Origin of the sequence: Pseudoalteromonas apostichopi, assembly GCF_030297135.1 — a bacterium.
GTDB classification, from domain to species: Bacteria; Pseudomonadota; Gammaproteobacteria; order Enterobacterales; family Alteromonadaceae; genus Pseudoalteromonas; species Pseudoalteromonas apostichopi.
In genome coordinates this window covers 23167-37781 of record NZ_AP028065.1, presented here as the reverse complement: position 1 = coordinate 37781, position 14615 = coordinate 23167, and the positions used below count along the sequence as shown (strand labels likewise).

The window sequence follows — 14615 nt, the reverse complement described above, 5'->3', positions numbered from 1 at the left end:
AAATCTTATGTCTGATAAAAATAGAGTCTTTAAAGCAAATTTCACCATTGCTGATTTAAGAGAGCACCGCAATCACAAAGAGGTGTTTACTACTGCTTGTGACCGTCGTGAAAGCTATCAACACTTTGTTCTTAAGCTTTTAAGTTATTGCTTATTTTCACACAACGAAACAGCGATGCTGAATGCAAAGTTCAGTCATGGCGAACCGGATGTGTCAATAAAAGCATTAGATGAGCATTATCAAACATGGCTTGCTGTTGACCAACCGGATATTTTACAACTCAATAAAATAGCTAAAAGAGTTGACGAGCTTTGGGTTGTAACAACATTAAACAACAATTGGTTACAAGAAAATGAACATCAGTTGGAGCTGATCAGTAATGGTCATTTAATTGCGTTTGATGATAACTTCATTGAGCAGTTGGCGAGTCATTTAACCAAAAATCTACAGTGGGATGTTACAATTGATCAGCAAATGGTGAGTGTCTCTGATAGAGAAAATTTCTACCAAACTAGCGAGCTTGTATGGCATTAAAGCTCAAGTTTTACTTTTCCATTGGGTTTACTACAACATAGTAATACTTCACCTGCCCGCACAAACGCGAGTGGCTCTTGATTATAACTCACATCACCTTCGACTAGTTTAGCACGGCATGCGCCACAATAGCCTTCACGGCATTGGTAAGGGACATCAATTTTGTTTTGTTCTAGGCATTCAAGGAGAGATGAACAGCCAGAATCAAATTCAAGACTCTGGCTGTCTGTTCCTGCAAGGATAACCTCTGCAGTTTTGTTTGAGCACATTACAGGTCGAAGTCACCAAAGTCAGATGCATCAACTTGAGAATCAATTTGGCCAACAAGGTAAGAGCTAATCTCAGCTTCTTGTGGGGCAACTTGAACATTGTCAGATACTAACCAAGAGTTGATCCACGGAATAGGGTTACTCTTACTTTCGAACTGTGCTGGTAGGCCTACTGCAGTCATACGGGCATTAGTGATGTATTCAACGTATTGACATAAGATATCTTTGTTCAGACCAATCATTGAACCATCTTTGAAAAGATACTCTGCCCAATCTTTTTCTTGCTCAGCTGCTTCAACAAACATCTGAATCGCTTCTTCGCGACATTGTGCGGCAACGATGGCCATTTCTGGATCGTCTTTACCTTCTTGCATAATGTTTAAGATGTGTTGTGTACCAGAAAGGTGTAGAGCTTCATCACGTGCAATTAACTTGATAATTTTCGCATTACCTTCCATTAATTCACGCTCTGCGAATGCAAATGAACAGGCAAAGCTAACATAGAAACGGATAGCTTCTAGAATATTCACCGACATCATAGCAAGATAAAGTTGCTTTTTAAGGTCAAATAAACTGACTTTAACCTCTTCACCGTTGATTACATGTTTTCCTTCACCGTAAAGGTTGTAAACAGAAATCATGTTGATTAAATCGTCGTAATATTTAGTAACGGCATCAGCACGCTCGCTGATTTTCTCGTTGCTTACGATATCATCAAAGATAAGCTCAGGAGATTGCGTCACGTTACGAATAATGTGTGTGTATGAACGGCTGTGAATCGTTTCACTAAACGCCCATGTTTCAATCCACGTTTCTAATTCAGGAATAGACACAATTGGTAGTAACGCAACGTTAGGTGAACGACCTTGCACACTATCAAGTAAAGTTTGATATTTTAAGTTACTTAAAAAGATGTGCTTTTCGTGATCTGGTAATGCTTGGAAGTCAAGACGGTCTTTACTTACATCAACCTCTTCAGGACGCCAAAAGAACGAAAGTTGCTTTTCGATTAGCTTTTCGAAGATAGGGTACTTTTGTTGGTCGTAACGTGACACGTTTACCGTTTGGCCGAAAAACATCGGTTCTTGTAATTGGTTATTATGATTTCGGCTAAAAGTTGTATAAGACATAGTGATTTCTCAAAAAACAGTCAGGACAAAGCGGGCTAATGAGCCCGCTTTTGTTATGTTATTAATTTAATTAGATTTTACAAGCGCCGCCTGCACAACCGTCATCTTCTACCTCTGGTGTTAACTCATCTTGAGAGTCTGATGCACCATCACGTGTATTGTGATAGTACAGGGTTTTAACACCGAGTTTGTACGCAGTCAGTAGGTCTTTTAATAGCACCTTCATAGGTACTTTACCGCCTTCATACTTAGATGGATCATAGTTGGTGTTTGCAGAGATCGTTTGGTCAACGAATTTTTGCATAATACCAACAAGCTGTAGGTAACCATCGTTTGAAGGAATATCCCACAGTAGCTCGTAGTTATCTTTCAGATTTTCATAATCTGGAACTACTTGCTTTAAGATACCATCTTTACTTGCTTTAACGCTGATATGACCTCGTGGTGGCTCAATACCATTTGTTGCGTTAGAGATTTGCGATGATGTCTCTGAAGGCATAAGTGCAGATAACGTAGAGTTACGCATACCATGCTCTTTAATGCTTTCGCGTAATGAATCCCAATCTAAGTGAAGAGGTTCATCACAGAACTGATCTAGGTCACGCTTATAAGTATCTGTTGGCATAATGCCTTGAGAATACGTTGTCTCGTTAAACTTAGGACACGCACCACGTTCTTTCGCTAACTCATTTGATGCTTTCATTAGATAGTATTGAATTGCTTCAAATGTTTTGTGAGTTAGGGCATTTGCGCTGCCATCTGAGTAACGCTTACCGTTCTTCGCTAAGTAGTATGCGTAGTTAATAACACCAATACCTAGCGTACGACGACCCATAGTTGCGTTTTTAGCCGCAGGAACAGGGTAGTCTTGGAAATCAAGTAAGTTATCAAGAGCACGTACAGCAAGCTCTGCAAGCTCTTCTAATTCATCAAGTGACTCAATTGCACCTAAGTTAAACGCTGAAAGCGTACAAAGGGCAATTTCACCTTCTTCGTCCATTACATTGCTAAGAGGCTTAGTTGGTAATGCAATTTCTAAACATAGGTTAGATTGACGAATTGGCGCAACAGTCGAGATAAACGGGCTGTGCGTATTACAGTGGTCAACGTTTTGTAAGTAAATTCGACCTGTGCTCGCACGCTCTTGTGCAAACATTGAGAATAACTCAATCGCTTTAATACGTTTTTTACGAATTGACTCGTCTTGCTCGTACTTGATGTATAGCTCATCAAACTTCGCTTGATCTTCAAAGAATGCATCGTATAGACCCGGAACATCTGATGGGCTAAATAATGTGATGTAATCATCTTTGATTAAACGGCTATACATTAATTTGTTGAACTGCACACCGTAGTCAAGGTGACGTACACGGTTATCATCAACACCACGGTTGTTCTTTAGAACTAATAAATTTTCAACTTCCAAATGCCAAAGTGGGTAGAACAGCGTAGCTGCGCCGCCACGAACACCACCTTGTGAACAGCTCTTAACAGCAGTTTGGAAGTGCTTATAAAATGGAATACAACCTGTGTGGTACGCTTCGCCATTACGAATAGGGCTACCAAGCGCACGAATGCGACCCGCATTAATACCAATACCAGCACGTTGCGAAACATATTTAACGATCGCAGATGATGTCGCATTAATAGAGTCTAGGCTATCACCACATTCAATTAGTACACATGAGCTGAACTGACGTGTAGGCGTACGAACACCTGCCATAATTGGCGTAGGTAACGAAATTTTGAAGGTAGACACTGCATCATAAAAACGCTTGATGTAATCAATACGCGTCTCTTTTGGATAATCAGAGAATAAGCTTGCAGCAACTAAGATATATAAAAACTGTGCACTTTCGTAAATTTCACCAGTAACACGGTTTTGAACTAAATACTTACCTTCAAGTTGCTTTACAGCAGCGTAGCTGAAGTTTAGGTCACGGTTGTGATCGATGTAAGCATCTAACTCGTCAATTTCTTGCTCGGTATAATCAACCAAAAGGTGTTGATCATAACGTTTGTCTTCAACTAATTTCGTGATGTGATCATATAAGCGTGGCGGCTCAAATTGACCGTACGCTTTTTTACGTAAATGGAATACAGCTAAGCGAGCAGCTAGGTATTGGTAATCAGGCGTATCTTTAGAGATCTGATCAGCTGCAGCTTTGATGATGGTTTCATGAATGTCATCGGTACGAATGCCGTCATAAAATTGAATATGAGATTTTAATTCAACTTGTGAGACAGACACATTCTCTAGACCTTCTGCGGCCCAAGCGATCACGCGATGGATCTTATCTAGATCAAGTGACTCTTTACGGCCGTCACGTTTGCTTACAGATAGCTGTTGGTTCATAGTTTTGCCTGTATTCCTTGGGAAATTATCGTTGTAAAGACAAAGGTATTCTTTATGTAATTATTATTATTAAACGCCAGGGTGATCTAATTGAATAACATTTAGCCACAATATCTGGTGTTGTTTAAATTGCAGATCACAAGATAGTGTGGTCTGCGCTGTTTTGCAAGGGATAGAATTGCCCCATTTTGTGGATAACTATTGGATAAGCGCATTGTGTTAGTGACCATTAACCTTTGAACATTCATAGACGACGAAATTTGTAGAAATCAACAAAAGATCCAGAAAATTTACCGTTTTTAAAAATAAATTTTGACTGATTTTTTTATCATCAATGAATGCTCAAAAGTAAATCAAATCACAATATATGGTGTTTCAGTTATCAAATAACACTATATATGGTTAAAGCCATCAATCGGCGTTTGCCAATTGAAATCCGCTTGCCAGTCAAGTGCAGCGTCTACACTGGGTATATAACCCCATAACGCTGTTGCGCTGTACATATTGGCTGCTTTCGCTGCTTGAATATCACGTTCAGCATCACCGATATACAAACAACGGCTCGGATCAACGTCTAAGATCTCAGCTGTGTGTAAAAGTGGATCCGGTGATGGTTTTGACACAGCTAATGTATCGCCACTCACAACCGCCTTTGCATCACGCAAAGAGGGAATAGCTTGCACTAAGGGCTCAGTTAAAAAGCCGGGCTTATTAGTCATAATGCCCCACTTAATATTGTTTTGATCAAGTGCAATTAAAAGCTGTTCTATGCCATTGAAACATTTACTGTGTACAGCAATATCTTCGGCGTAGTAATCAAGAAGCTGCTGGCGCAAGGCGAGTTGTTCAAGTTCGGGCCATTTATCACCAAAGCCGACTTCTAATAATGCATTTGCACCGTTAGAAGCCGCAGGGCGATAAACATGCTCAGCAACAGGCGCCACATTGGCATCTGCTAACACTCGGTTTAATGCACCACCTAAGTCATCCGCAGTATCGAGTAGAGTGCCATCTAAATCAAAGATAAAGGCATCAAAATCGATAGAGGGTGTTTGCACACCACTCATCACGCTAGTTTCTCAAAGTGCAGGATGTAATTAACACTTACATCATCGTTTAAGCTGTACTGCTTAGAAAACGGATTATAGTTAAGACCTGTACTGGCGCGTACTTTTAATCCAGCTTCTTCAGCCCATGCAATAAGCTGTGCAGGTTTAATGAATTTTTTATGGTCATGGGTACCTTCAGGTACCATTTTCAATAGCTTTTCAGCACCAACAATGGCAAACAAATAAGCTTTTGGTGTTTTATTTAATGTTGAAAAGAATACATCGGCACCAGGTTTAGCAAGTTCTGCTACAGCGCGAATAATAGAAGCAGGATCTGGAACATGCTCAAGCATTTCCATACACGTCACAACATCAAAGCGAGCAGGGTGCTCAGCAGCAAATTGCTCTGCAGGTACTTTTATATAATCAACAGGCACGCCTGTTTCTAAACTATGTAACTTAGCAACGGTTAATGGCTCTTGGCCCATATCAATGCCAGTTACTTTAGCGCCCATACGGGCCATGCTTTCACTTAAGATGCCGCCACCACAGCCAACATCTAAGGTTTCCTTATCAAATAAGCCGCCCACTTTATCTGCGACAAAATCCAAGCGAAGAGGATTTATTTCATGAAGGGGTTTGAACTCTCCGTCGCGGTCCCACCAACGTTCTGCGATGGCTTCAAACTTTGCAATTTCTGCATTATCTACATTCTGATGCTCGGTCATAAAAAACTTCCTCGTTAATCTGAGGCCATTATATAGGGGTAAATTAATAAATCGCAAAGATTTAGCGCCTGTAAATCTAAATAAATTGTGATAGCATGGTCAGGAAATAATAACTAAAGCTCTTAAGACGGCGATTTGCCTCTTAATGAGTCAATACTGAAGGAATGTGAAATCAAATGACTGATCTCGCCAATGAAATTCTGCCAGTCAATATTGAAGATGAATTAAAAAATTCTTACCTTGATTATGCCATGAGTGTAATCGTAGGTCGTGCATTGCCAGACGTACGTGACGGCTTAAAGCCTGTTCACCGCCGCGTTTTGTTCGCAATGAACGAACTCAATAATGATTGGAATAAACCTTACAAGAAATCAGCACGTGTTGTTGGTGATGTAATCGGTAAGTACCACCCACATGGCGACAGCGCGGTATATGACACCATCGTTCGTATGGCGCAGCCTTTCTCATTACGCTACATGCTTGTTGACGGCCAAGGTAACTTTGGTTCTGTTGACGGTGACTCTGCGGCAGCAATGCGTTATACGGAAGTCCGTATGGCGAAAATGTCACATGAATTATTAGCTGATTTAGAAAAAGAAACGGTTGATTACGTACCTAACTACGACGGTACTGAGCAAATTCCTGACGTATTACCTACTAAAGTACCTAACTTATTAGTAAATGGTTCTTCGGGTATCGCTGTTGGTATGGCGACAAACATCCCACCTCATAACTTAACAGAAGTTATCAATGGTTGTTTAGCGCTGATCCAAAACCCAGACATGTCAATTGCTGACCTTATTGAATATATCCCGGGTCCGGATTTCCCGACTGCGGCGATTATCAATGGTAAAAAAGGCATTGAGCAGGCGTATTTAACGGGTCGTGGTAAAGTATACATCCGTGCTCGCGCTGAAATCGAAGTTGACGAAAAAACTGGTCGTGAAACCATTATTGTTCACGAAATTCCTTATCAAGTTAACAAAGCGCGCCTTATCGAAAAAATCGCTGAGCTAGTTAAAGATAAGAAGATTGAAGGTATTAGCGCACTACGTGACGAATCAGATAAAGACGGTATGCGTATCGTTATCGAAATCAAACGTGGTGATGTTGGTGAGGTAATCTTAAACAACCTATACGCACAAACTCAGTTACAAACTGTGTTTGGTATGAACATGGTTGCACTTGATAACAACCAACCTAAGTGTTTCAACTTAAAAGAAATGCTTGAAGCGTTTATCGTTCACCGCCGTGAAGTTGTTACACGTCGTACTGTATTCGATTTACGTAAAGCCCGTGACCGTGCTCACACGCTTGAAGGCTTAGCGATTGCTCTTGCGAATATCGACCCGATTATCGAACTTATTCGTAAGTCACCAACCCCAGCAGAAGCAAAAGCAGCATTAACAGCTCGTCCTTGGGAACTTGGTACAGTTAAAGCTATGCTTGAAAAAGCAGGTGAAGATAACGTAGCACGTCCTGATTGGTTAGCGGCTGATTTAGGTATCCGTGACGGTCAGTACTACTTATCTGAGCAACAAGCACAAGCAATCCTAGACCTACGTTTACACAAACTAACAGGTCTTGAGCATGAGAAGATCTTAGACGAGTACCAAAACTTACTTGATCTAATTGCTGAGCTTTTACATATTCTTTCAAGCCCAGAGCGTCTAATGGAAGTTATCCGCGACGAGCTAGTAGAAATTAAAGAGCAATATGGTGACGAACGTCGTACTGAAATCAGTGCAGCTGCTCACGATATTAGCCTTGAAGACCTAATCAATGAAGAAGACGTTGTTGTAACGCTTTCTCACGAAGGTTACGTTAAGTATCAACCACTCTCTGATTACGAAGCACAACGTCGTGGTGGTAAAGGTAAGTCAGCAACTAAGATGAAAGATGAAGACTTCATCGAGCGTCTATTGGTTGCTAACACACACGATACAATTCTGTGTTTCTCAACGGCAGGTCGCTTATATTGGTTGAAAGTTTATCAGTTACCATTAGCAAGCCGTGCAGCGCGTGGTAAGCCAATTGTTAACTTATTACCACTTGAAGCTGATGAGCGTATTACCGCTATCTTACCAGTACGTGAGTACGAAGAAGATAAATACATCTTCATGGCAACAGCGTTTGGTACAGTTAAGAAAACACCACTTACCGCATACAGCCGTCAACGTGCGAGCGGTATTATCGCTGTTAACCTTAATGAAGGTGATAGCCTAATTGGTGTTGATATCACTGATGGCACGAATGAAATCATGCTATTCACTGATGCCGGTAAAGTTGTCCGCTTTAAAGAAGCAGAAGAGTCAGAAGTTGTTGATGAAAACGGCAACCCAGTTCTAGATGAAAATGGTAACCCGGAAATCCGCTTCAAAGGTGTACGTCCGATGGGCCGGACAGCAACGGGTGTTCGTGGTATTAAGATGGCTGACGACCAACGCGTTGTGTCGTTAATCGTACCTAAGTCAGATGGTGCGATCCTAACTGTGACAGAAAACGGTTACGGTAAGCGTACAGCACTTGAAGATTACCCATCGAAGAGCCGTGCAACACAAGGTGTTGTATCAATCAAAGTAAGCGAGCGTAATGGCGCTGTGGTTGGTGCAGTACAAGTTGACGAAAACGACGAAATCATGATCATCTCTAATCGCGGTACATTAGTACGTACCCGTGTTAATGAGGTTTCTACGGTTGGTCGTAATACTCAAGGCGTTATTTTGATACGAACTATTGACGAAGAGCAAGTAGTTGGTTTACAACGTATCGAAGAAATCGAAGTTGATGAGCTTGAAGCCATCGAAGGCGAGGCCGTTGAAGTAGTCGATACCAATACTGAAGAAACGGGTGATAACCCACCTTCAGAATAACATTGATTTAAAAAGCGGCTTCGGCCGCTTTTTTTATCCGCACTATAATTACTGGAATGAGGCAAAGTAATGACTAAATATAATTTTTGTGCAGGACCGGCTATGCTACCGCCGGCAGTTATGCAAAAAGCACAAAAAGAATTTATAGATTGGCAAGGTTTAGGTGTCTCTGTGATGGAAATTAGCCATCGCAGCAGCGACTTTTTAGCACTTACTGCTAAATGTGAAGCAAGCCTGCGTCGCTTAATGAATATTAGTGATGAGTTTGAAGTGTTATTTATGCACGGCGGTGGCCGTGGTCAATTCAGTGCTGTGCCATTGAATCTTCACCTTGATGATAAACCAGCTGTGTACTGTGAAAACGGTGTATGGTCTAAAGGTGCTACTTCAGAAGCTGCTAAATTCACTGCTGTTGAAAGTATTAATGTACGTGATGATGAACAGCAAAATGGTCAGTTCTCTATCAAACCAGCAAGCAGCTGGGAATTACCTGCTGATGCGTCGTACATTCACTATTGCCCGAATGAAACCGTAGATGGCATTGAGATTTTCGAAGTACCATCACATCCATCTGCACCGATTGTTGCTGATATGTCATCGACTATTTTATCGCGCGAATTTGATGTAAATCAGTTTGATCTTATTTACGCTGGCGCACAAAAAAATATCGGCCCGTCTGGTTTATCGATTGTTATTATTCGTAAAACGCTACTTGAACGTGAAGGCCTTGCAAAGCCAGGAATTCTTGATTACGCATTAGAAGCTAAACAAGGCAGCATGTATAACACACCACCTACATTTGCGTGGTACTTAGCTGCTGAAGTATTTGAATGGCTTGAAGCAAACGGTGGCGTTAAAGCGATGGAAGAGCAAAACATCGCAAAAGCAGAATTACTTTACAACTTTATTGATAGCTCAGATTTTTATAGTAATAAAGTTGCCAAGCATTGCCGTTCACGCATGAACGTACCGTTTTGGTTAAACGATGAATCATTGAATGAAAAATTCATTAATGAGTCAAAAGAAGCAGGCTTATTAGCCCTTGAAGGCCACCGTATTGTTGGTGGTATGCGCGCAAGCATTTATAACGCGATGCCACTTGAAGGTGTTCAAGCTTTGGTTAATTTTATGGAAAAATTCGCCAAGGAGCACAGCTAATTATGGAACAGCTTCGTCTTGAACCAATCTCAAAAGTAAATGGTAGTGTGACACTGCCAGGCTCAAAAAGTTTATCAAACCGCATCTTACTGTTAGCAGCACTAGCAGAGGGCACATCGGTTGTTGAAAACCTTCTCGACAGTGATGATATTCGTCATATGCTAGGTGCGTTAAATCTTTTGGGCGTAAATGTATCGCTTAATGAAGATAAAACAGTGGCTACCGTAGAGGGGGTTGCAGGTAAATTTAAAACCCCAAGTGAGCCATTATTTTTAGGCAATGCTGGTACTGCTTATCGTCCACTGACAGCTGTATTAGCTGCTGTAGAAGGCGAATATCAGCTGGTGGGTGAGCCACGTATGGAAGAGCGCCCAATCGGCCATTTGGTTGATGCACTGCAAGCTCTGGGTGGTGATGTTGAATATCTTAAGCATAAAGACTATCCACCACTGGCCATTAAAGGCGGCAAAATCAGCGGCGGTAAAGTTGAAATTGATGGCAGTATTTCGAGCCAGTTCTTAACTGCGTTACTAATGGCGGCGCCATTATTTAATGGCGACACAGAAATCACCATTAAAGGCACACTGGTATCAAAGCCTTACATTGATATTACCCTAGATGTGATGAAGCGTTTTGGTGTTATTGTGAGTCATGACAACTATGAAACGTTTTACGTTAAAGGCTGTCAGCAGTATCAAGCACTTGAGCGTATTATGGTCGAAGGTGATGCTTCAAGCGCCTCTTATTTTGTTGCGGCGGCTGCAATAGCAGGCGGCGAAATTGAAATTAATGGGGTAGGTGCTGCATCTGTTCAGGGTGATATTGGTTTTGCCAAAGTTATGGAACAAGTCGGCGCTAAAATCGATTGGTACGATGAAAAGCTGGTGGTTCGTAAAGGCGAGCTGAACGCGGTTGATATTGATGCTAATGCAATCCCTGATGCAGCGATGACTCTCGCAACCGTTGCGCTTTTCGCAAAAGGTACAACGGCGATTCGTAATATCTATAACTGGCGTGTAAAAGAAACAGACCGTTTATATGCAATGGCTACTGAGCTTCGAAAAGTTGGTGCAGAAGTTGTTGAGGGTGAAGATTTCATCGAAATAACACCACCAGAAACATTCAATGATGTAGCGATTGATACGTACAACGATCACCGTATTGCCATGTGTTTTGCGATGGTTGCTGTTGGCGGGAAGCCGATAACCATTAACGATCCTAAATGTACATACAAAACTTTTCCAACGTTTTTCAAAGTACTAGAGTCTGTCTCAAGTCAATAAAACAGAAGAAAATATAAAAAGTTACACTCTAGATGCGGATCTATTTTAAGAACTGACGTATAATATCGCGGATTTATTTTGGTGTGCATTGCAGGAGGTTATAAATGCAGGCGTTATCAATGCCCGTAATCACCATCGATGGCCCAAGTGGTTCAGGTAAAGGAACTGTTTGTCGCTTGTTAGCCGAGAAATTAGGTTGGGATGTATTAGACAGTGGAGCGATTTATCGTGTGCTGTCACTTGCAGCGCTTCATCATCAAATTGAACTAGATAATGAAGATGCGCTAGTGCCGTTAGCTGCAAACTTAGATGTACAGTTTTTGGTCGACAGCCAAACACATACTTCTAAAATTGTCTTGGAAGGCGAAGACGTCACAACCACAATCCGCAACGAAGAAGTGGGTGCTGCGGCATCAAAGATTGCTGCATTACCACGGGTGAGAGAAGCATTATTACGTCGTCAACGTGCGTTTCGTACTGAGAGCGGCCTAATTGCCGATGGTCGTGATATGGGCACAGTTGTGTTTCCAGATGCACCATTGAAAATTTATTTAACCGCATCAGCTGAAGAGCGCGCTCGTCGTCGCTTTGCTGAGTTGAATGAACGCGGTCTTGATGTTACACTAAGTGGTCTACTTGAGGACATAAAAGCTCGTGATCACCGCGATATGACGCGTGAAGTTGCGCCGCTTGTTCCTGCAGAAGACGCTATTGAGCTTGATACTAGTGAGCTCAATGCAATGCAAGTGTTTGATAAAGTTGTAACTTTACTCGACGAAGCAGTACTTGCAGGAAAGCTTCCAAAAGCTAAAAAGTAATTTATTAAGGTGCCGGCAGGAAGCCAGCGCTATTTTAACAACCCCATGCAGCATGGTTGCTAATTGGTTATTTAATTATTTAGAGACGTATAATGTCAGAAAATTTTGCGCAGTTATTTGAAGAAAGCCTTAAGGGTTTTGAAGCAGAGCAAGGCTCTATCGTTAAAGGTACTGTTATCTCAATCGAGAACAACATCGTACTTGTTGATGCTGGTCTTAAATCTGAAAGTGCAATCCCTGCTGAGCAATTCAAAAATGCTGCTGGTGAACTAGAAGTTGCTGTTGGCGACGAAGTAGATGTTGCTTTAGACGCAATCGAAGACGGTTTCGGTGAAACTATCCTTTCTCGTGAGAAAGCGAAGCGTCACGAAGCGTGGATCCGCTTAGAAAAAGCATGTGAAGAGCAAGAGACTGTTACTGGTGTTATCAACGGTAAAGTTAAAGGCGGTTTCACTGTTGAAGTTGATTCAATCCGTGCCTTCCTACCTGGTTCACTTGTTGATGTTCGTCCAGTACGTGACACAACTCACCTTGAAGGTAAAGAGCTTGAGTTCAAAGTAATCAAGCTTGACCAAAAACGTAACAACGTTGTTGTTTCTCGCCGTGCAGTTATCGAATCAGAAAACTCACAAGAGCGTGAAGAGCTTCTTGCTAACCTTGTTGAAGGTCAAGAAGTTAAAGGTATCGTTAAGAACCTTACTGACTACGGTGCGTTCGTTGACCTTGGTGGTGTTGACGGTCTACTACACATCACAGACATGGCGTGGAAGCGTGTTAAGCACCCTTCAGAAATCGTTAATGTTGGCGACGAAATCGCAGTTAAAGTTCTTAAATTCGACAAAGAAAAGACTCGTGTATCTCTAGGCCTTAAACAGCTTGGCGAAGATCCATGGGCAGCTATCGCTGGTCGTTACCCAGAAGGTTCTAAGCTTTCTGGTCGTGTAACTAACCTTACTGACTACGGTTGTTTCGTTGAAATCGAAGAAGGCGTAGAAGGTCTAGTACACGTTTCTGAAATGGATTGGACTAACAAGAACATCCACCCTTCAAAAGTTGTTTCACTAGGTGACACTGTTGAAGTTATGGTTCTTGAAATCGACGAAGAGCGTCGTCGTATTTCTCTTGGTCTTAAGCAATGTATTGCTAACCCATGGCAAGAATTTGCTCGTCTACAAAACAAAGGCGACCAAGTTACTGGTAAGATCAAATCAATCACTGACTTCGGTATCTTCATCGGTCTTGAAGGCGGTATTGACGGTCTTGTTCACCTTTCAGACATTTCTTGGAACACGCCTGGCGAAGAAGCTGTACGTGAATTCAAGAAAGGCGACGAAATCACTGCTATCGTATTACAAGTTGACCCAGAGCGTGAGCGTATCTCTCTAGGCGTTAAACAAATCGAAGCTGACCCATTCAATAACTACCTGGACGCAAACAAAAAAGGTGCTATTGTTAAAGGTAAAGTGACTGAAGTTGATGCGAAAGGCGCAACTGTTGAGCTTATCGAAGGCGTTGAAGGTTACATCCGTGTAGCTGATATCGCTCAAGAGCGTGTTGAAGATGCTACTACTGTAGTTTCTGCAGGCGACGAAATCGAAGCGAAATACGTTGGTGTTGATCGTAAGAACCGCACTTTAAGCTTATCTGTTAAAGCTCTTTTCGAAGCAGAAGAGAAAGAAGTACTAGAGAAGCTTAAGAAAGAAGAGCCAGCGTTCGAAAACGCTATGGCTGCAGCATTCAAAAATGCTCAAAAAGACTAATATCTAGTCTTTTAAAATTGGAAGGGCAGTTTTGCCCTTCCTTTACCACTCTTTAAGGAAACGCTATGACTAAGTCAGAATTGATAGAACAACTTGCCGAGCAACATGCACACATCCCTGTGAAAGATGTTGAAAATGCCGTTAAAGAAATTCTTGAACAAATGGCCGGTTCATTATCTAGCTCAGATCGCATCGAGATCCGTGGCTTTGGAAGTTTCTCATTGCATTATCGTTCTCCTCGCACAGGTCGTAATCCTAAGACTGGCGAAACAGTTGAGTTAGACGGTAAGCATGTACCACATTTTAAACCAGGTAAAGAGTTACGTGACCGCGTAAATGCGAGTATTGCCTAGTTTTATACAGGAGTAGTTACTTGTTTAGGGTATTAAAAATTGTATTAATTGCGCTGTGTTTATTTATTGCGTTTGTACTTGGTTCACAGAATCCACAATTGGTGCAAATCAATTATTTAATCGCTAGTAATACTTTACCCCTAGCTGTTGTAATAAGTATCTGCTTTATTTTAGGTGTCGCAATTGGTTGTTTTATAAGCTTTACACTATTTTCTCAGTTAAAGTGGCAAAATTATCGTTTAAAGAAAAAATTAGCGCCTGAAAAAAACAATAAAAAGCTTGTTGCTAATAAAGACACCTAAT

Annotated in this window: 13 protein-coding genes; 8 read left to right on the top strand and 5 right to left on the bottom strand. The window is 41.5% G+C overall.

The annotated features are described in order from the left end of the window. Window positions 1-7 precede the first annotated feature (7 nt). Window positions 8-535, top strand: coding sequence for a YaeQ family protein (locus tag QUE86_RS00160; protein WP_286258512.1), 528 nt, complete (start codon window positions 8-10; stop codon window positions 533-535). On the opposite strand, the gene yfaE is transcribed toward QUE86_RS00160, so the two are convergent. From yfaE to ubiG, 5 genes are all read right to left on the bottom strand, one after another. Beyond that, on the bottom strand, window positions 532-804 hold the full coding sequence (gene yfaE, locus QUE86_RS00155; protein ID WP_286258510.1) for a class I ribonucleotide reductase maintenance protein YfaE: 273 nt from the start codon (window positions 802-804) through the stop codon (window positions 532-534). The genes QUE86_RS00160 and yfaE overlap by 4 nt on opposite strands. Then, window positions 804-1934, bottom strand: coding sequence for a class Ia ribonucleoside-diphosphate reductase subunit beta (gene nrdB / locus QUE86_RS00150; protein ID WP_130051426.1), 1131 nt, complete (start codon window positions 1932-1934; stop codon window positions 804-806). The genes yfaE and nrdB overlap by 1 nt, the downstream gene beginning before the upstream one ends. A gap of 70 nt (window positions 1935-2004) precedes the next feature. Beyond that, window positions 2005-4290 (bottom strand): class 1a ribonucleoside-diphosphate reductase subunit alpha, encoded by a 2286-nt coding sequence (gene nrdA, locus QUE86_RS00145; RefSeq protein WP_130051427.1) that lies wholly within the window; start codon window positions 4288-4290, stop codon window positions 2005-2007. A gap of 392 nt (window positions 4291-4682) precedes the next feature. Beyond that, window positions 4683-5357 (bottom strand): HAD family hydrolase, encoded by a 675-nt coding sequence (locus tag QUE86_RS00140; RefSeq protein ID WP_286258506.1) that lies wholly within the window; start codon window positions 5355-5357, stop codon window positions 4683-4685. After that, window positions 5357-6067 (bottom strand): bifunctional 2-polyprenyl-6-hydroxyphenol methylase/3-demethylubiquinol 3-O-methyltransferase UbiG, encoded by a 711-nt coding sequence (gene ubiG, locus QUE86_RS00135; protein WP_105174078.1) that lies wholly within the window; start codon window positions 6065-6067, stop codon window positions 5357-5359. The genes QUE86_RS00140 and ubiG overlap by 1 nt, the downstream gene beginning before the upstream one ends. Before the next feature lie 176 nt (window positions 6068-6243). Here ubiG and gyrA point away from each other — a divergent pair, with 176 nt between their 5' ends. The 7 genes from gyrA (at window position 6244) to QUE86_RS00100 (ending at window position 14614) form a co-directional block, all read left to right on the top strand. Beyond that, window positions 6244-8940, top strand: coding sequence for a DNA topoisomerase (ATP-hydrolyzing) subunit A (gene gyrA, locus QUE86_RS00130; RefSeq protein ID WP_286258505.1), 2697 nt, complete (start codon window positions 6244-6246; stop codon window positions 8938-8940). A gap of 69 nt (window positions 8941-9009) precedes the next feature. Beyond that, window positions 9010-10098 (top strand): 3-phosphoserine/phosphohydroxythreonine transaminase, encoded by a 1089-nt coding sequence (gene serC / locus QUE86_RS00125; protein ID WP_178927010.1) that lies wholly within the window; start codon window positions 9010-9012, stop codon window positions 10096-10098. A 2-nt stretch (window positions 10099-10100) separates the two neighbouring features. After that, window positions 10101-11381, top strand: a complete 1281-nt coding sequence (gene aroA / locus QUE86_RS00120) for a 3-phosphoshikimate 1-carboxyvinyltransferase (RefSeq protein ID WP_286258504.1) — start codon at window positions 10101-10103, stop codon at window positions 11379-11381. Between the two features lie 104 nt (window positions 11382-11485). Continuing rightward, entirely contained in the window at window positions 11486-12199 is a 714-nt protein-coding gene (gene cmk, locus QUE86_RS00115; protein WP_130051431.1) for a (d)CMP kinase, read from the top strand. A 92-nt stretch (window positions 12200-12291) separates the two neighbouring features. Beyond that, window positions 12292-13959 carry a 30S ribosomal protein S1 gene (gene rpsA, locus QUE86_RS00110; RefSeq protein ID WP_054551350.1) on the top strand — a complete coding sequence of 556 codons (1668 nt, stop codon included), beginning with the start codon at window positions 12292-12294 and terminating at the stop codon, window positions 13957-13959. A gap of 65 nt (window positions 13960-14024) precedes the next feature. Continuing rightward, a complete protein-coding gene (ihfB, locus tag QUE86_RS00105; RefSeq protein ID WP_036968575.1) occupies window positions 14025-14312 on the top strand; it encodes an integration host factor subunit beta in 288 nt (95 codons plus the stop codon). 20 nt (window positions 14313-14332) lie between these two features. After that, window positions 14333-14614, top strand: a complete 282-nt coding sequence (locus tag QUE86_RS00100; RefSeq protein ID WP_054551349.1) for a lipopolysaccharide assembly protein LapA domain-containing protein — start codon at window positions 14333-14335, stop codon at window positions 14612-14614. The last annotated feature ends 1 nt before the right edge of the window (window position 14615 follow it).